Below are 21,377 nucleotides of genomic sequence, written 5' to 3' on the forward strand. Positions count from 1 at the left end.
AAAAAAACGGGCGCCTGTGGGCGCCCGTCAATATCATGTGGTTCGTTCTTTAAAGCGTTTCAAAACACAGCTTAGAAACGGTATTCCGCATCCAGCGACACGATGCCGGTGGTGCGACGGACCGCAAAGTCCGAGTTCGTCGGCGTGTCGTGAATGTTGCCGGCCGACACGTGGTAGTAGTCGTACTTCACGCCAATGCCGAAGTGCTCATTGACATCCCAGCCGGTGCCCAGGCCGGCGTAGAAACCGCCACGATCGCCGCCGTGGAACAGGTCCTGGCTCAGCGTGTCGTTGTAGGCGCCGCCGTTGTTATTGGCATGGAAGTAACCACCGTGAGCGCTGATGTACCACTGCGGCAGCAGGTTGATGCGGCCGTTGACGCCGGCCACCCAGCCGCGCAGGGCATTCTCGCGGTTGCTCTGATTGACCGAGCCATTGCCGCCACCGATATTGCTCAGCTTGTAATTGCCCAGATCGGTGTAGCCGGCTTCCAGACCCAGACCGAGATCCGGGCCGACCTTCCAGCGGTAACCGCCGAGCAAGCCGTAACCCGTGCGGCGGCCGTTCCTGTTGCTGAACAGGCTGCCGGAGCCGTTGCTGAAGCCGCTGCCGAAGTCGCTGTTCTTGCTGTAGCCATCGGTGCGTCCGGCGCTGAGGTCGACAAACCAGTTGCCGCTGCCGACAGCCTGGCTGGACTGATAGTTGCCGGTGGCAGGGGCCGCGGCGTCTTGCGCGAAAGCGGGCGCAGTCACCAGGCCGGTCGTCACGAGGGCAAGGGCGAGTAGTGTCTTTTTCATGGGAAGCTCCTTTCTTGAATTCTTATGCTTGGTTTAGGCAACTACCCGTCGAGCGCCTGGGGATGCGTTCAACGGTGGTGCGCGGGGATCGCACAACACGCATTTAACACTTGGAAGTCTGAAGCCAAGCGATATCCGATTCGGAGAAATTAAGGATGAGTTAATTCGCTAATTTTTTGTTGTCGTGCAGCAACATGCACGTGCAGCGGGCGTGACGGTGGCTGACCAAGCGGCGCGGTTTGCAAATACGCGCGCAGCGGGTCGGCGACAGCGCACGGCCGATCGGCGACAATTCACGTTTGCCGAATCTTCTGGAGATCTGCCGATGACTAGCCGACGCGAACTGGCCAACGCCGTGCGTGCCCTTGCCATGGATGCCGTCGAGGCCGCCAATTCCGGCCATCCGGGCATGCCTATGGGCATGGCCGATATCGCCGAAGTGCTCTGGAACGACTTTCTGCAGTTCAATCCAGGCAACCCGAAGTGGGCCAATCGCGATCGCTTCGTGCTTTCCAACGGCCACGGCTCGATGCTGCAGTACGCGCTGCTGCACCTGACAGGATTCGATCTGCCGATCGACCAGCTCAAGCGATTCCGCCAGCTGCATTCGCATACCGCCGGGCATCCGGAGTTCAACGAAACGCCGGGCGTGGAAACTACAACCGGTCCGCTCGGACAGGGCTTGGCCAACGCTGTGGGTTTCGCTTTGGCGGAGAAGGCGCTGGCGGCGCACTTCAATCGCCCAGGGCATGCGGTGGTTGACCATCATACTTACGTCTTCCTCGGCGACGGTTGCCTGATGGAAGGCATTTCGCACGAAGCCGCTTCGCTGGCCGGTACCTGGAAGCTCGGCAAGCTGGTGGCCGTGTATGACGACAACGGCATCTCGATCGACGGCGAGGTACATGGCTGGTTTACCGACGACACGCCGGCGCGCTTCGAGTCCTACGGCTGGAACGTGATCCGCCACGTCGACGGCCACGATGCCGAAGCGATCAAGCAGGCGCTTGCCCAAGCCACCTCGCAGCACGACAAGCCGACCCTGATCTGCTGTAAAACCATTATCGGCTTCGGCGCACCGAACAAGCAGGGCAAAGAAGAAAGCCACGGCGCCGCGCTAGGCAAGACCGAGATCGCCGCGGCCCGCGAGCAGCTCAACTGGCATTACGCACCCTTTGAAATTCCCGCCGACATTTATGCCGGCTGGAATGCGAAAGAGGCCGGTGCCAAGCGCGAACAGGACTGGAACACGCTATTCGACGCCTACGCCGCGGCGCATCCTGAACTGGCGGCCGAGCTGAAGCGTCGCCTCGCCGGTACGCTGCCGGCCGACTGGGCGGAAAAATCGGCCGCCTATGTGGCAAAGGTGCAGAGCGACGGCCCGGAGGTCGCCTCGCGCAAGGCCTCGCAGATGACGCTGGACGCGTTCGGCCCGCTGTTGCCGGAACTGCTCGGCGGCTCGGCCGACCTGGCCGGATCCAACCTGACCAAGTGGAAGGGCAGCGTCGACATCAGCGAGAAGGACGGCAACTACGTGCACTACGGCGTGCGCGAGTTCGGCATGACCGCGATCGCCAATGGCGTGGCCCTGCATGGCGGCTTTATCCCGTACGACGCCACGTTCCTGGTGTTTTCCGACTACGCGCGCAACGCCGTACGCATGAGTGCGCTGATTCCGGCGCACAACATCCACGTCTACACCCACGACTCGATCGGCTTGGGCGAAGACGGCCCGACCCATCAGCCGGTCGAGCACATGGCCAGCCTGCGCTACATTCCCAACAACCATCTGTGGCGGCCGTGCGATGCGGTGGAGTCGGCGATGTGCTGGAAGCTGGCGATTGAGCGCGCTGGTGCGCCGAGCTGCCTGATCTTTTCCCGGCAGACGCTCAAGCATCAGCAGCGCAGCGAGCGGCAGGTCGCCGACATCGCGCGCGGCGGCTACGTGCTGTCCGATCCGCTCGATACCCAGTTCAAGGCCATCATCATCGCCACGGGGTCCGAGGTGGAGCTGGCGATGGAAGCGATGCGCTCGTTGGCGCAGCAGGGCGTGCCCGTGCGCGTGGTTTCGATGCCGTGCGCCGAGGTCTTCGATGCGCAGCCGCTGGAATATCGCGAGGGCGTGCTCCCCGGTTGGTGCCGTGCGCGCGTGGCGGTGGAAGCGGGTATCGCCGACTACTGGCGCAAGTACGTCGGCCTCGATGGCGACGTGATCGGCATGACCACCTTCGGTGCCTCCGCACCTGCCGCGCAGCTTTACGACTATTTCGGCATCACCACGCCCAAGGTCATCGACGCGGTGAAGCGGGTCGTCGGCTGAGCTCGATGAGCGAGCCGACCAAGGAGCCTTTCCTGATTTTCGGCGCCCCGAAGATCGGCGAGGAGGAAATCGCCGAAGTCGAGGCCTGCATGCGCTCGGGCTGGCTCGGCACCGGTCCGCGCGTCGCCCGGCTGGAAAAGGATTTCGCCGCCTACCGGCGCGTGCAGGCCAGCCAGGTCGCCGCGGTCAATTCATGTACCGCGGCTCTGCACGTGAGCATGGTGGCCGCGTCGCTGGAGCCGGGCGCCGAAGTGATCACCACGCCGTTGACCTTTTGCGCCACGGTCAATGCGATTTTGCATGCGGGGTTGTCGCCGGTGATGGCGGACGTCGATCCGCGCACGCAGAACATCGATCCGGCCGCGATCGAGGCGGCGATTACGCCGCGCACGCGGGCCATCGTGCCGGTGCATTTCGCCGGCCGGCCGTGCGACATGGACGCGATCATGGCGATTGCCGCCAGGCACGATCTGGTGGTGATCGAGGATTGTGCGCACGCGATTGAAACCGAGTATCGCAGCCGGCCAGCCGGCACTTTCGGCGACTTCGGCTGCTTCAGTTTCTACGTCACCAAGAATGTGACCACCGGCGAGGGCGGCATGATTCTGGGGCGCGACGAGGAGCGTATTGCGCGGGCTCGGATTCTCGCCCTGCATGGTATGAGCAAGGACGCATGGCATCGTTTCGGCGACGCCGGCTACAAGCATTACCAAGTCGTCGAGTGCGGTTTCAAATACAACATGATGGATCTGCAGGCGGCCATCGGCCTGCATCAGCTGGCCAAGGTCGATACGCACTGGCAGCGCCGACGCGAGATCTGGGCGTTTTATCAGCAGGCGCTGGCGGATCTCCCGCTGGAATTGCCCTCGGAGCCCGACGCCGACACCCGTCACGGTTTCCATCTGTACACGGTGATGATCGACGCCGCACGCTGCGGGGTGACGCGCGATGCATTTCTCGACGCGATGAACGATGCGCGTATCGGCACCGGCGTGCACTACCTCTCGGTGCCCGAACACCCGTATTACCAGCAGCGTTTCGGCTGGCGCCCCGAACAGTGGCCGCACGCGATGCGGCTGGGCCGGCAGACAGTCAGCCTGCCGCTGTCGCCGGGCTTGAGCGATGGCGACATCGAACGCGTTGTCGCCGCGGTGCGGCGCATCGTCGGCTGACGTTGCCTCTGAACTAGCGTGGTATTGAGCCAGGCGGCTGCGGGGCGGCTCAAAGACGTCCCAGCTACTGGCCCTTCATTCCTCGCTACGCTATTACCGAGCCCGCGCCTTCAGCGCCGTGACCGCCGGCAATTCCTTGCCTTCGAGGAATTCCAAAAACGCGCCGCCGCCGGTGGAGATGTAAGAAACGTCTTTGGCGATGCCGTATTTTTCCACCGCTGCCAGCGTGTCGCCGCCGCCGGCAATCGAGAACGCCTTGGACGCCGCGATCGCTTTCGCCAGCGTTTCAGTGCCCTTACCGAAGGCGTCGTACTCGAACACGCCAACCGGGCCGTTCCACACCACCGTGCCCGCCTTGGCAATCAGCTCGGCGTAGCTCGCGGCGGTTTCTGGTCCGATGTCCAGAATCATCTCGTCGTCCTTGACCTGATGCACCGGCCTGATGGTGGCGGTGGCATTGGCCGAGAACTCCGTCGCCACGACCACGTCGACTGGCATCGGCAGGTCGACCTTGCGACGCTTGGCGTCGGCGATGACCTTTTTGGCGGCGTCGATCAGGTCGGGTTCGCACAGCGAGTTGCCGATCGAATGGCCTAGCGCGGCGATGAAGGTATTGGCGATGCCACCACCGACGATCAGCTGATCGACCTTGCCGATCAGGTTTTCCAGCAGGGTCAGCTTGGTCGACACCTTGGAGCCGGCGACGATCGCCAGCAGCGGATGCGCCGGATGTTCAAGCGCCTTGCCCAGCGCGTCGAGCTCGTCGCACAGCAGCGGGCCGGCGGCTGCGATGGGCGCGAACTTGATCACACCGTGCGTTGAGGCCTGCGCACGATGCGCGGTGCCGAAGGCATCCATGACGAAAATGTCGCACAGTGCGGCATAGCGTTTGGCCAGCGCCTCGTCGTCCTTGCCTTCGCCGACGTTCATGCGGCAATTTTCCAGCAGCACCACTTCACCGGCAGCCACCTCGACGCCATCGAGATAGTCCGCGACCAGCCGTACCTCGCTGCCGAGTTGCTTGCTCAGCCACTCGGCGACCGGTGCGAGCGAAGATTCGGCGTCGAAGCGGCCTTCCTTCGGCCGACCCAGGTGCGACAGCACCATGACGCGCGCGCCGGCGTCGCGCGCCGCGACGATCGTCGGCAGCGAGCTTTCCAGGCGCTGGGTGGAGGTCATATGGCCGTGGTCGTCGATCGGCACGTTCAGATCCTCGCGAATCAGCACGCGCTGGTTGCGCAAATCAAGGTCGCTCATGCGAATAACGGACACGGCGTAACTCCGGTGAAGGTTGAAAGCTGAGGTTGGAAAGAGAGCGCTGAACGGCTGTTCAGCCGGCTATTGTCGGCCGCCGCGGAAGTCGATGCAAACCGATTCGATGCATGCGCGTCTGGAACGGGGCTTTATCGACGCCCGCGCTTGGCTACACTGCGCCTTTGGGAGGGCGGCCGGCAATGACGACGATGGGCTTTGTGCTTTACGACTATTGGCGCTCCAGCGCGGCCTATCGCGTACGTATTGCGCTGAATCTGAAAGGACTGAGCTACGCCTCGCGTCCCGTGCATCTGGTTCGTGACGGCGGCGAGCAGCATTCGGCCGATTACCAGGCGATCAATCCAAGCCAGCTGGTTCCCTCGCTGCTCGACGGCGAGCGGGTCGTCACCCAGTCGCTTGCGATCATGGAATACCTCGACGAAACGCATCCCGAGCCGGCGCTGCTGCCGGCCGATGCGCGGGGCAGGGCGCGCGTGCGGGCGCTGGCCATGACGGTGAGCAGTGACGCCCATCCGATCGGCAATTTGCGCGTTTTGCAATATTTGCAGTCGACGTTCAATGCCGACGAGCTGCAGCGTGCCGATTGGTCGCGGCACTGGATCGCGGTGAGCTTCACCGCGCTGGAAACCATGCTGGCCAACAACGCGGCGACCGGCCGTTACTGCCACGGCGACGTGCCGGGCATGGCCGACGCCTGTCTAGTGCCGCAGTTCTACAATGCGCTGCGCTGGAAGCTGTCGCTGGAGCCCTACCCGACGCTGCAGCGCATCTACGACGAGTGCAGTGCGCTGGAAGCGTTTCGGCGGGCGGCGCCCGAAGCGCAGCCGGATGCGCCGGCTGCGGCGCCCGCTTAACGCAGGTTCGGCTGCGGTCGCAGATGCGGACTGCCGCAACAATCCGAACCTGGAAGCAGGCTCCTCAAAAGCCCATGCCGTATGGGTCGTTGCCGGCCAGTTCCTGGTTGTCCGTACCGCCTTCGGCCAGTCGAATCTTCAGCGACAGGCCATCGCGCGAATCGGACTTGTTGAGCGCTTCCTCCAGCGACACCCGGCCATCCTTGTACAGCCGGTACAGAGACTGATCGAAGGTCTGCATGCCTTCCTGCAGGCTGCGATCCATCGCCTCTTTGATTTCGTGGATCTGGCCGCGGCGGATCATGTCGCGGATCAGCGGCGTGTTCAGCAGCACCTCGGCCGCGGGAATGCGCCGGCCGTCCTTGCCCACCACCAGGCGCTGGCTGATCACAGCGCGCAGGTTCAGCGCCAGGTTCATCAAAACGTTCTTGTGCGAGGCCTCGGGGAAGAAGTTGAGGATGCGCTCCAGCGTCTGGTCGGCGTTGTTCGAATGCAGGGTGGCCAGGCACAGGTGGCCCGTTTCGGAAAACGCGATCGCCGCTTCCATGGTTTCGGTATCGCGGATCTCGCCGATCATGATCACGTCGGGCGCCTCGCGCATCGCGTTTTTCAGCGCCTCGTTGTAGCTGTGCGTGTCCAGGCCCACTTCGCGCTGGTTAACGATCGATTTCTTGTGCCGATGCAGATATTCGATCGGGTCTTCGATAGTCAGAATATGGCCAGGCGAATGGATATTGCGATGGTCGATCATGGCCGCCAGCGTGGTCGATTTGCCCGAACCGGTGGCGCCGACGACAAGAATCAGCCCACGCGGCTCCATGATCAGGTCGCGGAAGATATTCGGCAGCTGCAGTTGATCGACGCTGGGAATCTCGCTCTTGATCGCGCGAATCACCATGCCCACTTCGCCGCGCTGCTTGAACACGTTGATACGGAAGCGGCCCGCCTCCTTCACAGCCAGCGCCATGTTCAGTTCCAGCGTACGCTCGAACTGCGGCACCTGGCCCTCGTCCATCAGCGAATAGGCGATCTTTTTGACCATGCCGGCGGGCAGCCCGGTATTGCCCAGCGGGTAAAGCCGGCCCTCGACCTTGATATTCACCGGTGCGCCGGTGGTCAGGAACATGTCCGACGCACCTTTGTCTACCATCAGCTTGAGGAAGTAACCGATATCCACGTCTAGCCCCTGTTAGGAATGCGCCGGTTACGATGATCGCCTGATTCGATCTTGCGTAATCTCACGCTATGTAGCCATTGTGCGTGTAAATGATGCATCAAGGCGACGCGTCGAGAAATTGCGCGTTGCAATCATGGATTATGCCCGCCCACAATACGTCGCGACACTCTATGAGGAATGTGATGGTGCACATCTTTTTCCGAACGGCTGGTTCTACGAGCCGTCTTCCGGCAGCCACGGCGCTGTTGGCCGTGGTCTTTGCTTTGGGTGGCTGCGCCTCCGCGCCGCCGCCGAATGACTCGATGAACGAGGCGCAGGCTCGTCTGCAGAGCGCGCGCGATGCCGGCGCGGCGGATTACGCGCCGGTCGACCTGGGTTTTGCCCAGGACAAGTTCCAACAGGCGCAGGCGGCATTCGCCAATCGCAAATATGCCGATGCGGAAAATCTGGCCGAAGAATCCCGCGCCGACGCCGAGTTGGCGACCGCCAAGGCGCGCCTTGCCGCGGCACGGTCGCAGATCCAGAACAAGACGCAGGAAAACGCCAGCCTTCGCGCCGAAGGCCAGCAGGTGGTAGCGGCGGCTGCGCAGCGCGAACAGCAGGAACAGGCCCAGCTACAGCAGCTCCAGCAACAACAACAGCAGCAACAGGCCGATCCGGCCGGCGCGACATCGAGCAGCATCCCGACGCCGCCGCCGCCGGATATGCCGGCGCCGTCTTCGTCAACGCTTTCCCAGCCTTCGCAGGGTGGCGGCTTCCAGACGATGCCAGAACAGCAACAGCAGACCTTGCCCGACCAAACGCTGCCGCAACCAGGCCAGTCGCCTGCGTCGGGTCAGCCAGCGGATTCGAACAACCCCGATACCGGCAACCAGGGAGGCCATCCATGAGGCGTTTCACGGTTACCTTTGCCGCCGCGGCAATGGCCTTGGCCGCCGCCGGTGCGCATGCCAAGAACGACGATATCGACATCAACCGCCTGAACGGCAACCTCGACCAGCTGGCCAGCGATCCTGTACTCGGCAGCTACGCGCAAGCAGAGCAGGCGCGCGCGCGCGATGCCATCAATCGGCTGGCCCAGGCCAAGTCGCGCGATCGCGCGCACGATCTCTATCTGGCCGAACGTCGCGTGGATCTGGCCAGAGCGGCCGCACAGTTGCAGGACGCTCAGGTCAAATCGACCCAGCTGGATCGTGAGCACGATCAGATCCTGCTTGAGAACAGCCGCAACGAGGCCGACATCGCGCAGCGCGAGCTGGAGCGCCAGCGCATGCAGTACCAGCTGGCGCAGGAAGAGTCCGCCCGCCTGCAGCAGCAGGGTGAAGCCGCTTCGCAGGCCGCCGAACAAGCCCGTGCCGAGGCAGATCAGGCGAAGAAGCTCGCTGCTGCCCAGAGCAAGGTTGCCGGTGCCGCCAAGCGCGAGGCTGCGCTGGCCGCGCAGGCGGCCAAGGCGATGCGCTCTCAGATGCAGGGCGACTCGTCGTCGTCCGATACGCCAGCACCGGCGACGCATAAAAAAGCCAAGAAGCCGCCGGCGGACGATCAGCAGTGAAACGACGCGTGGCGGCCTTTGTCCGCCACGCAATACCTGTATCGAGCGTTTTCTCGTTGTTGCGTCTAGCGCCAGCTCTGGCGGCCTGTATACCTGTATACAGCGTTTGCTTGCGCGCCTGATTCGGCCCAGGCCATATGTCATCCACGCCTCGGAGCGGCCAACTTGCGCGCTCCAGGTGGGCGGAGTACGGTCGAATTCCCATCGCGGCTTCCCCAAGTATGGGTAATGCTTGATTTGCTGAAGGTTTTGGTTTTGCATCGGTGCTCAATCCAGCCCGCTACCAAACAAGCCGCGGCAGGTATTCCACGCATTGGCGGATGCCCGGTTTCAGGGCATCCGCTCATCCACTCCCAAGGAGGTCGGATCATGTTCGAAAACCAGCATCGCGATGATGTCGAAGCATTGATGAAAACAGACGCCGAGTTTCGCCGGCTCTACCAGCACCATCAGCATCTGGACAGCAAGGTGCACGACGCCGATATCGGCGTACTCCCGATCGACGACGCCACTCTCAGCAGCATGAAAAAAGAGAAGCTGCAGGCGAAAGTGCGGCTGGAGCGCATGTGGGCAGCCAGGGCACCGCTCATCCACTGATTCGCGCTGTGCGCGAGTCATCACATACCGCCTGACTCGACGAAACCCTGGCCGCGGTTCTCCGCGCGACTGGAGAGGCCGGGCCGCTGCGTTTGGACGCTGTGAGCGGGCATTCGCGTGGCTCGGTTATCATGGCCGTCTTTTCGGGCCGCCGCAGCACGTGTCGGCCCAGCCCTTTCGCGGAGTTTTCATGACGGTCCACCAGAGTGTTCTCGAACTGATCGGACGTACCCCGGTGGTGCGTGCGCAGCGGCTGGATACCGGGCTGTGCGAGCTGTTTCTCAAGCTCGAAAGCACCAATCCGGGCGGCTCGATCAAGGATCGTATCGGCCTGTCGATGGTCGAGGGCGCCGAGAAGGCCGGCAAGATCAAGCCCGGCGACACCCTGGTCGAGGGTACGGCGGGCAATACCGGACTCGGGCTGGCTCTGGTCGCGCAGCAGAAGGGTTATCGGTTGATTCTGGTGGTGCCGGACAAGATGAGCCGGGAGAAAATCTTCAATCTCAAGGCGATGGGCGCCGAAGTGGTGCTGACCCGCTCGGACGTCGCCAAGGGTCACCCCGAGTATTACCAGGACATGGCCGAGCGCATCGCGCAGGAAACGCCCGGGGCGTATTTCATCAACCAGTTCGGCAATCCGGACAACCCGGCCGCGCATATTCAGACCACCGGTCCGGAAATGCTCGAACAGATGGACGGCAACGTGGATGCGGTCGTTGTCGGCTGCGGCTCGTCGGGCACCATCACCGGTCTGTCGCGCTATTTCGCCGAGCACTCGCCGCACACCGAGCTGATTTTGGCCGACCCGGTCGGCTCGATCCTGACCCAGTACATCAATGAAGGCACGCTCTCGACCAAGTCGGCCAGCTGGATGGTCGAAGGCATCGGCGAGGATTTTCTGCCGTCGATCAGCGACTTCACCCGGGTGACCAAGGCCTTCGCGATCACCGACAAGGAAAGCTTTCTGACGGCACGCGAGCTGTTGGCGAAGGAAGGACTCCTTGGCGGCTCGTCCACGGGCACGCTGGTGGCGGCGGCGCTGAAATACTGCCGCGAGCAGACCCGGCATAAGCGCGTGCTGACCTTGGTCTGCGATACCGGCAACAAGTATCTGTCCAAGATGTACAACGACTACTGGATGCTCGACAACGGTTTCCTCGAGCGTGAGCCGCAGGGCGATCTGCGCGACCTGCTGCTGCGTCCGTTCGCGCAGCGAGACACCGTGGTGATCGGCCCGCACGAGTTGTTGATCACTGCCTACAACCGCATGAAGCTGTACGACGTGTCGCAGCTGCCGGTCATGGACGGTCACAAGCTGGTCGGTATCGTCGACGAGTCGGACGTGCTGATGCACGTGCACGCCGACGAGACGCGCTTCCGCGATCCGGTATCCACCGCGATGATGAGCAACCTGCAGATGCTGCCCGTCAGCGAACCGATCGAATCGCTGCTGCCGGTGTTCGAGCGCGGTCACGTGGCGATCGTGGTCGATGGCGATCAGTTTCTCGGCCTGATCACCCGCATCGATCTGTTGAATTATCTGCGGCGCAAGGTGAACTAGCGGCGTTGCTGGCCGGCGCAGGGATGAAAGCTGGCAGCAATGCGCGCTCGCCAAACTCAGTACTTCAAGGGAGCCGCGCGCTCCGTCAAACCATCAAGGTCGCCCATGTGTGGAATCGTTGCTGCCGCCGCCCAGCGTGATGTTGCGCCGCTGCTGATCGTCGGACTGAAGGCGCTGGAATATCGCGGCTACGATTCGTCCGGCGTGGCCGTGCTCGACCACGGCACGCTTCGGCGCGTGCGGGCCAAGGGCAAGGTGCGCGAGATGGAAGCGCTGTATCTCGCCGATCCGTTCCCCGGTGGCACCGGCATTGCGCACACGCGCTGGGCCACACACGGCGTGCCGAACGAAGCCAACGCGCATCCGCATGTCGCTGGACGCGTCGCCCTCGTGCATAACGGCATCATCGAGAATTACGTCAGCCTGCGCAGCGAGCTGCAAGCGGGCGGTCACGTGTTCACCTCGGAAACTGACACCGAAGTGATGGCCGCTCTGATCGAGCGCCATATCCTGCAAGGCCTGAATCTGCGCGAAGCCGTGCTCGCCACAGTGCGCAGTCTCGAAGGCGCTTACGCGATCGCTGTGATCAGCCGCGACGAACCCGGCCACGTGGTCGGCGCCCGCCGGGGTGCGCCGCTGCTGGTCGGCCTGGGCATCGGCGAGAACTTTCTCGGCTCCGATGCCCAGGCGCTGATCCAGGTAACCAACAAGATGCTTTATCTCGACGAGGACGATGTGGTCGAGATCACCCGCGACAGCGTGCACGTCTACGGTCTCGACGGTAGCCCGGTTCAACGCGCGGTGCATGAGAGCGAGCTGTCTTCCGATGCGGTGGAGCGTGGCGAATATCGCCACTACATGCAGAAGGAAATCTTCGAGCAGCCGCGCGCGGTGGCCGACACGCTCGAAGCTCGCATCGGTCCGAAAGGCGTGCTGCCGAATATCTTCGGCATCGACAGCGACGCGCTGCTGCAGCGCACCCGCGCCCTGCACATCATCGCCTGCGGCACCAGCTATCACGCCGGCCTGGTGGCCAAATATTGGATCGAGGAATACGCGCGGTTACCCGTCAGCGTCGAAGTGGCGAGCGAGTATCGCTACCGCGATGCGGTGGTGCCGGCGGACTCGCTCTTTGTCGCTATCTCGCAGTCCGGCGAAACCGCCGACACGCTCGCCGCGCTGCGCGAGTCACGCCGGCGTGGCTACCTCGGCACACTGGCGATCTGCAACGTGCCCGAGTCGTCCTTGGTGCGCGAAGCGGACCTAAAGCTGATGACGCGTGCTGGTCCTGAAATCGGCGTCGCATCGACCAAGGCCTTCACCACGCAGCTTGCCGCATTGGCGCTGCTGGCGCTGGAGCTGGCTCGCCGCAACGGCTTGGATCCCGATCGCTATGCCAGTCTTTGCACTGAACTACAGCACCTCCCGCGCGCGATCGAAAACGCGCTGAAGCTTGAGCCCGCGATCATGGCGCTGGCCGGCGAATTCATTCATCACGAGCACGCGCTGTTCCTCGGCCGGGGGGCGCAGTATCCGGTGGCTCTGGAAGGCTCGCTCAAGCTCAAGGAAATTTCCTACATCCACGCCGAGGCCTATCCCGCCGGCGAACTCAAGCACGGGCCGCTGGCACTGGTCGACGAAAACATGCCGGTGGTCGCCGTCGCGCCCAACGGTCCGCTGCTCGACAAGCTCAAATCCAACCTGCAGGAAGTCCGCGCTCGTGGCGGCCGGCTGATCGTCTTCGCCGATGGCGCCGCCGGCATGGACGATATGGCCACTTACGGCGCCATGCTGCGCGTCGACGCCGGCGGCAGTTTCATCGCTCCAGCCGTATTTACCGTGCCGCTGCAACTACTGGCTTATCATGTTGCCGTACTGCGCGGCACCGATGTCGACCAGCCGCGAAACCTGGCTAAATCGGTGACAGTGGAGTGAGGTGGATTGAAGTGCCGATGGGGTCTGGCGAGTGAGACAGGCAATACCCGTCCGAGAAATTTCGCATGAGTAAGACGCGCCGCATTTTCGTAGCTGCCGAGAGGGCGGATCGTTGAAAGAGCATGTCGATAGTCCGAATGCTGAGGATTTCCCTTTGCCGGATCAGAAAGCCGGCTCCGCGAACTCCGAAACCGGGATCCCCGAATTCGACGTCAGCTGGCTAGGTCTGGTCGATGCCGGGCTCAGCGGCTGGTATCTAAACGACAGCGATGAAGTATTTCGCGGTGTTCACATCAGCGCCGACGACGTAGTGGTTGATGTGGGCTGTGGCGACGGTGGCGCAGTTTTGTTTTGTGCCCAACGCGGCGCGGAAGTCGTCGCGGTGGATATCGATGCCAATGTCATTGCCGACATTGCTGCCCGCTTGGTGAATTCGTCAGCGAGAGCTCACGCGACCCACGTCAGCGACTCGGATCCGCTGCCGCTGGCCGATGGCATAGCCACTCGCGTGATCTGCTCCGAGGTACTGGAGCATGTCGACGATCCGAGTCGGGTATTGTCCGAACTGGTCAGGATCGGCAAGCCCGGAGCGATCTATTTGCTGACGGTACCCGATCCGTTGCATGAGGCGATGCAGAAACATGTTGCGCCCGATTCTTATTTCGAAAAGCCGAATCACATCCGCATTATCGAAAGAGAGCAGTTCGCCGAGATGGTTCGCCAGGCCGGACTGATCGTCCAGGAACAGACCTATTACGGATTCTATTGGGGTATGTGGTGGGCACTTTTCTGGGCTTGTGGCGTCGAGCTGGGCGAGAGCCATCCCATTCTGGATAACTGGAACACGACCTGGAAAATGGTGCTCAAGACACGGCGGGGGTTGGAGCTAAAGCGGAAACTCGACCAGTTCATGCCCAAGAGCCAGCTGATCATTGCCCGCAAGCCCCAGGTTGATATGTCCCTCTGATCTCCGATGGACGGTGGTTGATCACACTGGCTGAAGTAACTCTGGGTCTTTTCAGGATCGACCGTAGACATCGTCAAAACGCACGATGTCGTCTTCCCCGAGATAGCTGCCCGATTGCACCTCGATCAATTCCAGAACTACCTTGCCAGGGTTGCGCAAACGATGCACGCTTCCAAGGGGAATATAGGTGCTTTCATTCTCAGCGAGCAGGAAAACTTTTTCATCGCATGTCACCTCTGCGGTGCCCGACACCACGATCCAGTGTTCGGCGCGATGATGATGCTTTTGCAGGCTCAGCGCGGCCCCCGGCTTGACCACGATGCGCTTGACCTGAAAACGGTCACGCGATTCTAGTGAGTCGTAGCTTCCCCATGGCCGGTGCACGACACGGTGCAGCGAGTGCTCGGTGCGGCTGGATGCCTTCAGCTGCTCCACGACACGCCTTACGTCCTGTGCCGCGCTGCGGTGGGCGACCAGTGTGGCGTCTGGCGTGGTCACCACGATCAGATCATCGATGCCGACCGTGGCCAGCAGGTGGCGATCATGCGAACGCAGCAGGGAATTATGGCTATCGATGCTCAGCGTGTCGCCTTCGCTCAAGTTGCCGTCGGCGTCCTTTTCCCCGGTCAGCCAAAGTGCTGACCATGAGCCAATGTCGCTCCAGCCGCAACTCACCGGAATAACCGCTGCGCGCAGGGTTTTTTCCATCACGGCATAGTCGATCGAGCGATCCGGCACCAGAGAAAAAGCTTCCTGATCGATCCGCACAAAATCCAGATCGGCTGTCGTCTTCGCGTCGGCGTCGCGTACCGCAGCCAGCATCGTCGGCGCATGCTGTGCCAGTTCCTCCAGGTAACGCGATGCCTTGAACAGGAACATGCCGGAATTCCAGTCGTAGCGTCCATCGGCTAGATAAGACTCAGCTGTCGCCAGATCGGGCTTCTCAACGAATTGCCCCACTTGGTAGCCGTCTACGTTGATCGCCTGCGCACGCCGTATATAGCCGAAGCCGGTTTCGGGTCGATCCGGGCGAATGCCGAAGGTTACCAACCAGCCCTGTTCGGCCAGAGGCGTGGCTTGCCGTACCGCATTCAAGAAGGCGTCCGTGTCGCCGATCAGGTGGTCCGCGGGCAGCACCAGCAGCAAAGGATCGCCGCCGCGCCGCAATGCCTGCAGGGCGCCCAGGGCGATCGCCGGGGCGGTGTTGCGCGCCAGCGGCTCGAGCACGATCGTTGCATTATCGATACCCAGTTCGAGCAGCTGATCCGCGGCTAGAAAGCGATGGTCATCGCTAGCCACGACGATGGGCGCAGCCAGGTCAGGCAGTTGTCGCGTCCGTTGCAGCGTTTGCTGGAACAAGGTGCCCTTGCCGGCCAGGGCGAGAAATTGCTTCGGCAGGTTTTTGCGCGACACTGGCCATAACCGAGTGCCGCTACCGCCGCTGAGGATCAGTGGAATCAACATGGTTGCCGGGCCCCGAATCAGTGGCTGGAAACAGCAAGCTTCGACATGACCTCATGCAGGCCTTGCTGCCAATCGGGCAAGCTGAAGTCGAAGCTCTCCTGAAAACCGCGGTTATCCAGAAGTGACCAAGCCGGCCGAGCGGCTGGGGTGGGGAACTCGGCACTGGAAATTGACGTGACCTTGGGCCGGCGAGCCAGTATTCCCAAGCTCATGGCAGTGTCGAAGATCGCTTCAGCAAAGCCATGCCACGTGGTTTCGCCGCTGGAAACCAGATGATAGGTGCCACCTTTAATGTGTCCGTCATCATCCGATAGCCACCGGTCAAGTGCCGCGAGGCTGCCTTTGACGATGAGTGTTGTATCGGTAGGCGCTCCGTGCTGATCGGCAACGACGCGCAATTCATCGCGCTCGCTGCCCAAACGAAGCATGGTGCGCAAAAAGTTTTGCCCGTGCGCGGCATAGACCCACGCGGTGCGCAGGATAATGTGGTCCGCGCCACTGTCGCGCAGTAGCTGTTCCCCGCGCTGTTTGCTGCGTCCATAAGCGCCGAGCGGCGCTGTATGCGCATCCACGGCGTACGGTTGAGATTGCAGCCCGTCGAAAACGTAATCGGTGGAATAGTGAATGACCTTCGCCGAATGAGCGACGGCCCACTGCCCGATTTCGCCGACCGCTTGACCATTCACGCGATCAGCCAATTCTTCTTCCTGCTCGGCGCGATCGACCGCGGTGTACGCAGCGGCGTTCACGATGATCTCGGGCTGCACTCGATCAAGCAAGGCAGCGAGTGCTTCTGGCGCAGAAAGATCGCCGATCTCGGCTCGGCCACCATCTACCAGCGTGCCGTCACGGCTGGCGACGACCAATTCGCCGCGAGCGGCAAGGTTGCTTTCGCCGATAAAGCTACGGCCCAATTGTCCGTTGCCGCCAAGCAGCAGGATCCTCACTGTTGAAACACCGGCAGTCGATCGTCTGCAATATCTTTCAGCAGCGGCGTCTTACCATCCTTATCGGATAACAGGGGCTCACTTACAGGCCAGTCGATGCCGATATCTGCATCGTTCCAGCGAACGCCGGCATCCGCCGCCGGGTCATATAGCGCGGTACACTGGTAGGTAAACGTGGCAAATTCCGACAGCACGCAGAAGCCGTGTGCAAAACCTTCCGGTATCCAGAAGTGGCGGTGATTGTCGGCCGTGAGCATTACGCCGACCCACTGTCCGAAATTCGGCGAGCCACGCCGGATATCGACGGCGACATCGTATACCTCACCTTCGAGAACGCTGACCAGTTTGCCCTGTGGCTTCGGCCACTGATAGTGGAGACCGCGCAATACGCCCTTGGCTGAGCGCGAGACATTGGTCTGGACGAAGTCTCCTAGGACGCCGGCGTCTCGATAACGGGCTTGATGATAGCTCTCATAGAAAAAACCGCGGCTGTCGCCAAACACCTGTGGCTCCAGAATCAGCGCCCCGGGCAACGTGGTTTCGATCACTTTCATCGGGCGTACTCTTGACGGGTCAGTTGCTGCAGATACTGGCCATAGCCAGTCTTGATCAGCGGGGCGGCCAGTTTCAGCAACTGCTCCGCGTCGATCCAGCCGTTGTTGTAGGCAATTTCTTCGGGACAGCACACTTTGAGCCCCTGTCGATTTTCGATGGTCTGAATGTAGTTGCCTGCTTCCATCAGGGAGTCATGGGTGCCCGTATCCAGCCACGCGAAGCCGCGGCCCAACTGCTCCAGATGCAGCGATCCGTCGTCCAAGTAGCAGCGATTGAGATCGGTGATTTCGAACTCACCACGGTGCGATGGCTTGAGATCGGCAGCGTAATCGCATACGCGACCGTCGTAAAAATAGAGGCCAGTGACGGCATAGTGCGATTTTGGCTGGCCCGGCTTTTCTTCCAGGCCGATGACCTTGCCCGTGGCGTCGAATTCCGCCACTCCGTAACGCTCGGGGTCTTTCACCCAATAACCAAAAACGGTGGCGCCACGGTCGCGCGAAGCCGCGCGATGAAGTTGTTCACTCAAGCCGACGCCATAAAAAATATTGTCGCCAAGCACCAGGCAACTGGATTTGCCGTTGACGAAATCGCGACCTATAGTGAAAGCTTGTGCCAGCCCATCGGGTGACGGCTGTACGGCGTAGTGAATATCGATACCCCATTGCGAGCCATCGCCTAGCAGGCGTTGAAACATCGCTTGCTCATGCGGCGTATTGATCATCAATATCTGACGAATGCCCGCCAGCATCAGGGTCGCCAGCGGGTAATAAATCATCGGCTTGTCGTACACCGGCAGCAGTTGCTTACTGACGGCGCGCGTAATGGGATAAAGCCGAGTGCCGGAACCGCCCGCTAGAATGATGCCTTTCTCGGTCTGACTGACGGTATTGGTCTTCACGAGCCAAGGCGCTCCATGCGGTAGCTGCCATCGAGTACGCGCCGGGTCCAGTTTTGGTGCGATAGATACCAATCGACAGTCTCGCGAATTCCTGTTTCAAACGTCTGCGACGGCCTCCAGCCGAGTTCGTTTTGTAGCTTGCTCGAGTCGATCGCGTAACGGCGATCGTGCCCAGGACGATCTTTCACGTAGGTGATCAGCGATTCGCGCGTGCGCCCATCAGTCAGCGGCTGGAGTTCGTCCAGCAGCCCACAGATAACTTTCACCACGACGATGTTTTCACGCTCTGCGTTGCCGCCGACGTTATAGGTTTCTCCCACACGTCCAGAGTCCAGTACGCGACGAATCGCGCTGCAGTGATCGCCGACATATAGCCAGTCGCGGATATTCAGGCCATCGCCGTACACCGGAAGCGCCTCCCCGGCCAGCGCCTTTTGAATGATCAGCGGGATGAGCTTTTCAGGGAACTGGTAAGGGCCGTAATTGTTCGAACAGTTGGTCGTCAGCGTGGGCAGGCCATAGGTGTGATGAAACGCACGTACCAGATGATCGGAGGCGGCTTTCGACGCGGAGTAGGGCGAATTGGGAGCGTAGGCGGTCTGCTCGGTGAAACTGCCCTCGGCGCCCAGCGAGCCGTAGACCTCATCGGTCGATACGTGCAGGAAACGAAATGCGTCGCGTTTAGTCTCATCAAGGCCGCGCCAATAGTCGCGCGCACTCTCCAACAGCGCGAGGGTGCCAACGACGTTGGTTTGCACGAATTCGGCAGGGCCGTCTATTGACCGATCGACGTGCGACTCGGCAGCAAAGTTGACCACAGCATCCGGCCGATGCTCTGCAAGGAGTCTGGCCACAAGCTCACGGTCGCCGATATCGCCCTGTACAAAGACGTGCTGGCGATTATGCTGCAACGAGGATAGGGTGTCGGGATTACCCGCATAGGTAAGTTTGTCAAGATTGACGACCGTCAGCCCGTCGCTGACAGCCTGCAGGACAAAATTTGCCCCGATGAACCCGGCTCCACCGGTGACCAGCAATGTTTTCATCTATATCTCCAAGGTCAACTTGGCCATTTTGACATAGGAGGGCGTGCCGCGCTGCGTGCTTCTTCTGGTCTTGCGGGGTTTGTTCACGCCGGATAATTTAAAAACGCAAAATTTCCGAACCTCGGCGTGTATCAGGTCAAGCCGTTTTCGTAATTATCATGACCGCTCCACTTGGAGCGATGCGTATATTGCTCAAGTTTCAGTTTTGCTGAGGTAGTTTGCCGTTGACACAACGCCAATCGATACGTTCCCCATTGCGTGCGCTGCTGATTCGGGCGGCATCGAGTGCTTTCATGGCTCCCGTGCGCCGGTTGCTGCCTTTTTCCTTCAAACACTCGATGCGCCAAGCGCTGGAGCGATCGGCCGTGGATGCGCTCCAATTTCGGCGTACCGGTGAGTGGTTGAAACGTTCAGCATTGGCGCAGGCCCCGACGCTCTCTGATTCGTTTAACAAATGGCGGTATGACAGTAGTGCGGGTATCAACCTATATGGCTATTTTTCCCGCTGGCTCGGCCTAGGAGAATGCGCGAGGCTTTATGCAAACGCCATGCTTGTGTCGGGATATCCGGTTGCCATCCACGATGTCGATATCGATATTCCGCATGAGCGCAACGACAATACGCTGGCTCCCCACCTTGGCGGGGCGGTCCGGTTCACGCATGACCTTATTTTTGTCAATCCCGATCACTGGAAAGATACCCAAATAAGCATCGGTCGAGATGCCACATCCCGACAGCATGTGATCGGATTTTGGTTCTGGGAGCTGGAGAATTTTCCTGAGGGATGGCTGCACGCGCTTGATGACGTTGACGAAGTGATGGTGTCTTCGGCCTTCGTCGAACAATCCATTCGCAGGATTTGCAACAAGCCAGTGACGCGCGTGCCTTTGCCCGTCGTGCCGGGTGAGGATAGTGGCCTGCAGCGAAGCCACTTTGGTCTTGATGAAGACAGCTATATCTACTTTTGCGCCTTTGATTTCAATTCAACGATCGCGCGAAAAAATCCCCGGGCGGTGATTGAGGCTTTTTGCCTTGCTTTCCCCCGGGGCGATGAGAAAGTGACCCTGTTGATCAAATCCAGCAACGGGCATCGCCATGCGCCGCAGCTGATTCAGCTGCTGGCAGCGGCATCGGTGGACCGACGCATTATCATTCGCGATGACATGCTTGAGCGGGCTCATCTTCAGGCGTTGCACCGCTGTGTCGATGTTTACGTCTCATTGCATCGCAGCGAAGGTTTTGGTCTCGGCATCGCCGAAGCCATGTGCATGGGCAAGCCGGTGGTGGCAACGGCCTATTCGGGGAATATGGAGTTCATGACACCGGCAAACAGCTGTCTGGTGAATTATCGGATGATCCCGGTTGGGGCGAGCGACTATCCACATGCAAAGGGACAGCAGTGGGCCGATCCCGATCCAGGCCACGCGGCGCATCATTTCAGAAGCTTGCATTATGATCGCGCACTGGCCAAACGCCTTGGTGCGCAAGCTTCGATCGATATAGCGCGCGATTTTTCTATCGCCGCTTGCATGCGTGTCTTGTCGGAACGACTGCGATTCGTTGGAGCCTCTCGCGATGTGATCATATGAACGGTATTCAATGTCGATCTACCGTAAGTCTGCTCATTCAAGCGCGTAATGTTGTTCTATCGCTGGTGGTGATAAACGGTGCGGCGCTACTGCCCTTACGGAAATACGAATCATGAGTGACGAGCATGGCGAGAGGATCGACACGGCTGAGTCAGGGGTGCCGCGTATGCTGGATTGGAAGGCGCTCGCCGATCAACGGCTCAACCGTCTGGTGAAAGTGGAAAACGATTGCTCGGTGATGCATGATCGCCTCGATCGGCTTCGCAGCGAGCACGATGCGTTGCTGCTGGTCAATCACGATTATCTGAAGCGCTTGCATGCGCTTCAGAAATCGGCTGAGCGATGCCATCAGGCCCTGATCGAACTCGATCGGAGATGCGCTTCCATGGAGGCTAGCCGTTCCTGGCGCATCACAGCGCCGCTGCGCAACTTCTCGATGCGAACGCGGCGCATAAAGCCTGTCATCTTGGATGCTGTGCGTTGGGTGATACGTCGCACGCGTCTGGGTCCTGCCTTTTCGCGCATTGCACCGGCTCTTCATGCGCGTGCTCGGTCCAGACTGTATCCGTAATCGACTTGCTCCCGATGGCTAAAATCACTGGCTCGTTCACCCTGTCGATCGTAGGAAAGACTTCGCCAATCGCTCCATGGACATCCGAAGGGTGCCG

General features: G+C 60.9%; 19 protein-coding genes. 11 read left to right on the forward strand and 8 right to left on the reverse strand.

The genetic code is table 11. The features are described from left to right. Positions 1-71: 71 nt before the first annotated feature. Entirely contained in the window at positions 72-797 is a 726-nt protein-coding gene (locus tag HDE76_RS19835; protein WP_179481190.1) for an outer membrane beta-barrel protein, read from the reverse strand. Positions 798-1,122: 325 nt separating this feature from the next. Between HDE76_RS19835 and tkt the strand changes: the two genes are divergently transcribed. Together tkt and HDE76_RS19845 are read left to right on the forward strand one after the other, a co-directional pair. Beyond that, a complete protein-coding gene (tkt, locus tag HDE76_RS19840) occupies positions 1,123-3,117 on the forward strand; it encodes a transketolase (protein WP_184510112.1) in 1,995 nt (664 codons plus the stop codon). 5 nt (positions 3,118-3,122) lie between these two features. Then, positions 3,123-4,289 carry a DegT/DnrJ/EryC1/StrS family aminotransferase gene (locus HDE76_RS19845; protein WP_179481186.1) on the forward strand — a complete coding sequence of 389 codons (1,167 nt, stop codon included), beginning with the start codon at positions 3,123-3,125 and terminating at the stop codon, positions 4,287-4,289. Between the two features lie 93 nt (positions 4,290-4,382). Here the strand turns inward: HDE76_RS19845 and HDE76_RS19850 are convergent, their stop codons facing one another. Next, complete coding sequence (locus HDE76_RS19850; protein ID WP_179481184.1) at positions 4,383-5,561, reverse strand: phosphoglycerate kinase; 1,179 nt, start codon at positions 5,559-5,561, stop codon at positions 4,383-4,385. 182 nt (positions 5,562-5,743) lie between these two features. Between HDE76_RS19850 and maiA the strand changes: the two genes are divergently transcribed. Then, a complete protein-coding gene (gene maiA / locus HDE76_RS19855) occupies positions 5,744-6,418 on the forward strand; it encodes a maleylacetoacetate isomerase (protein ID WP_255457857.1) in 675 nt (224 codons plus the stop codon). A gap of 64 nt (positions 6,419-6,482) precedes the next feature. Here the strand turns inward: maiA and HDE76_RS19860 are convergent, their stop codons facing one another. Next, positions 6,483-7,595 carry a PilT/PilU family type 4a pilus ATPase gene (locus tag HDE76_RS19860; RefSeq protein WP_179481182.1) on the reverse strand — a complete coding sequence of 371 codons (1,113 nt, stop codon included), beginning with the start codon at positions 7,593-7,595 and terminating at the stop codon, positions 6,483-6,485. 302 nt (positions 7,596-7,897) lie between these two features. Here HDE76_RS19860 and HDE76_RS19865 point away from each other — a divergent pair, with 302 nt between their 5' ends. From HDE76_RS19865 to HDE76_RS19890, 6 genes are all read left to right on the forward strand, one after another. Continuing rightward, positions 7,898-8,485, forward strand: a complete 588-nt coding sequence (locus HDE76_RS19865) for a DUF4398 domain-containing protein (protein ID WP_255457855.1) — start codon at positions 7,898-7,900, stop codon at positions 8,483-8,485. Continuing rightward, on the forward strand, positions 8,482-9,147 hold the full coding sequence (locus tag HDE76_RS19870; protein WP_179481178.1) for a hypothetical protein: 666 nt from the start codon (positions 8,482-8,484) through the stop codon (positions 9,145-9,147). The genes HDE76_RS19865 and HDE76_RS19870 overlap by 4 nt, the downstream gene beginning before the upstream one ends. Before the next feature lie 369 nt (positions 9,148-9,516). Continuing rightward, complete coding sequence (locus HDE76_RS19875; protein ID WP_179481176.1) at positions 9,517-9,744, forward strand: YdcH family protein; 228 nt, start codon at positions 9,517-9,519, stop codon at positions 9,742-9,744. Positions 9,745-9,934: 190 nt separating this feature from the next. Then, entirely contained in the window at positions 9,935-11,305 is a 1,371-nt protein-coding gene (locus HDE76_RS19880; RefSeq protein ID WP_179481174.1) for a pyridoxal-phosphate dependent enzyme, read from the forward strand. A gap of 105 nt (positions 11,306-11,410) precedes the next feature. Next, a complete protein-coding gene (glmS, locus tag HDE76_RS19885; RefSeq protein ID WP_184510116.1) occupies positions 11,411-13,240 on the forward strand; it encodes a glutamine--fructose-6-phosphate transaminase (isomerizing) in 1,830 nt (609 codons plus the stop codon). Between the two features lie 112 nt (positions 13,241-13,352). Continuing rightward, positions 13,353-14,207 carry a class I SAM-dependent methyltransferase gene (locus HDE76_RS19890; protein WP_179481170.1) on the forward strand — a complete coding sequence of 285 codons (855 nt, stop codon included), beginning with the start codon at positions 13,353-13,355 and terminating at the stop codon, positions 14,205-14,207. Between the two features lie 51 nt (positions 14,208-14,258). Here HDE76_RS19890 and HDE76_RS19895 read toward each other — a convergent pair whose 3' ends face one another. From HDE76_RS19895 to rfbB, 5 genes are read right to left on the reverse strand one after another with little or no spacing between them, the layout of a single operon-like run. Continuing rightward, positions 14,259-15,671 carry a mannose-1-phosphate guanylyltransferase/mannose-6-phosphate isomerase gene (locus HDE76_RS19895; protein WP_179481168.1) on the reverse strand — a complete coding sequence of 471 codons (1,413 nt, stop codon included), beginning with the start codon at positions 15,669-15,671 and terminating at the stop codon, positions 14,259-14,261. 17 nt (positions 15,672-15,688) lie between these two features. After that, positions 15,689-16,618: a dTDP-4-dehydrorhamnose reductase gene (gene rfbD, locus HDE76_RS19900; RefSeq protein WP_179481166.1), complete on the reverse strand. Its 930-nt coding sequence runs from the start codon at positions 16,616-16,618 to the stop codon at positions 15,689-15,691. Next, complete coding sequence (rfbC, locus tag HDE76_RS19905; protein ID WP_179481164.1) at positions 16,615-17,172, reverse strand: dTDP-4-dehydrorhamnose 3,5-epimerase; 558 nt, start codon at positions 17,170-17,172, stop codon at positions 16,615-16,617. The genes rfbD and rfbC overlap by 4 nt, the downstream gene beginning before the upstream one ends. Continuing rightward, on the reverse strand, positions 17,169-18,074 hold the full coding sequence (gene rfbA, locus HDE76_RS19910; protein WP_184510118.1) for a glucose-1-phosphate thymidylyltransferase RfbA: 906 nt from the start codon (positions 18,072-18,074) through the stop codon (positions 17,169-17,171). The genes rfbC and rfbA overlap by 4 nt, the downstream gene beginning before the upstream one ends. Beyond that, on the reverse strand, positions 18,071-19,120 hold the full coding sequence (gene rfbB / locus HDE76_RS19915) for a dTDP-glucose 4,6-dehydratase (RefSeq protein WP_184510120.1): 1,050 nt from the start codon (positions 19,118-19,120) through the stop codon (positions 18,071-18,073). The genes rfbA and rfbB overlap by 4 nt, the downstream gene beginning before the upstream one ends. Before the next feature lie 293 nt (positions 19,121-19,413). Here rfbB and HDE76_RS19920 point away from each other — a divergent pair, with 293 nt between their 5' ends. Together HDE76_RS19920 and HDE76_RS19925 are read left to right on the forward strand one after the other, a co-directional pair. Then, positions 19,414-20,709 carry a glycosyltransferase family 4 protein gene (locus HDE76_RS19920; RefSeq protein ID WP_184510122.1) on the forward strand — a complete coding sequence of 432 codons (1,296 nt, stop codon included), beginning with the start codon at positions 19,414-19,416 and terminating at the stop codon, positions 20,707-20,709. 112 nt (positions 20,710-20,821) lie between these two features. Next, positions 20,822-21,280 (forward strand): hypothetical protein, encoded by a 459-nt coding sequence (locus tag HDE76_RS19925; RefSeq protein WP_179481157.1) that lies wholly within the window; start codon positions 20,822-20,824, stop codon positions 21,278-21,280. Positions 21,281-21,377: the final 97 nt, after the last annotated feature.

The organism is Rhodanobacter sp. ANJX3, from assembly GCF_014200755.1.
Lineage (GTDB): Bacteria > Pseudomonadota > Gammaproteobacteria > Xanthomonadales > Rhodanobacteraceae > Rhodanobacter.

Excerpts from the sequence above, each read along its gene's own strand:
- HDE76_RS19835 (WP_179481190.1), bottom strand. The coding sequence starts at position 797 with ATGAAAAAGACACTACTCGCCCTTGCCCTCGTGACGACCGGCCTGGTG.
- tkt (WP_184510112.1), top strand. The coding sequence starts at position 1,123 with ATGACTAGCCGACGCGAACTGGCCAACGCCGTGCGTGCCCTTGCCATG.
- HDE76_RS19845 (WP_179481186.1), top strand. The coding sequence starts at position 3,123 with ATGAGCGAGCCGACCAAGGAGCCTTTCCTGATTTTCGGCGCCCCGAAG.
- maiA (WP_255457857.1), top strand. The coding sequence starts at position 5,744 with ATGACGACGATGGGCTTTGTGCTTTACGACTATTGGCGCTCCAGCGCG.
- HDE76_RS19865 (WP_255457855.1), top strand. The coding sequence starts at position 7,898 with ATGAACGAGGCGCAGGCTCGTCTGCAGAGCGCGCGCGATGCCGGCGCG.
- HDE76_RS19870 (WP_179481178.1), top strand. The coding sequence starts at position 8,482 with ATGAGGCGTTTCACGGTTACCTTTGCCGCCGCGGCAATGGCCTTGGCC.
- HDE76_RS19875 (WP_179481176.1), top strand. The coding sequence starts at position 9,517 with ATGTTCGAAAACCAGCATCGCGATGATGTCGAAGCATTGATGAAAACA.
- HDE76_RS19880 (WP_179481174.1), top strand. The coding sequence starts at position 9,935 with ATGACGGTCCACCAGAGTGTTCTCGAACTGATCGGACGTACCCCGGTG.
- glmS (WP_184510116.1), top strand. The coding sequence starts at position 11,411 with ATGTGTGGAATCGTTGCTGCCGCCGCCCAGCGTGATGTTGCGCCGCTG.
- HDE76_RS19895 (WP_179481168.1), bottom strand. The coding sequence starts at position 15,671 with ATGTTGATTCCACTGATCCTCAGCGGCGGTAGCGGCACTCGGTTATGG.
- rfbC (WP_179481164.1), bottom strand. The coding sequence starts at position 17,172 with ATGAAAGTGATCGAAACCACGTTGCCCGGGGCGCTGATTCTGGAGCCA.
- rfbB (WP_184510120.1), bottom strand. The coding sequence starts at position 19,120 with ATGAAAACATTGCTGGTCACCGGTGGAGCCGGGTTCATCGGGGCAAAT.
- HDE76_RS19920 (WP_184510122.1), top strand. The coding sequence starts at position 19,414 with ATGGCTCCCGTGCGCCGGTTGCTGCCTTTTTCCTTCAAACACTCGATG.
- HDE76_RS19925 (WP_179481157.1), top strand. The coding sequence starts at position 20,822 with ATGAGTGACGAGCATGGCGAGAGGATCGACACGGCTGAGTCAGGGGTG.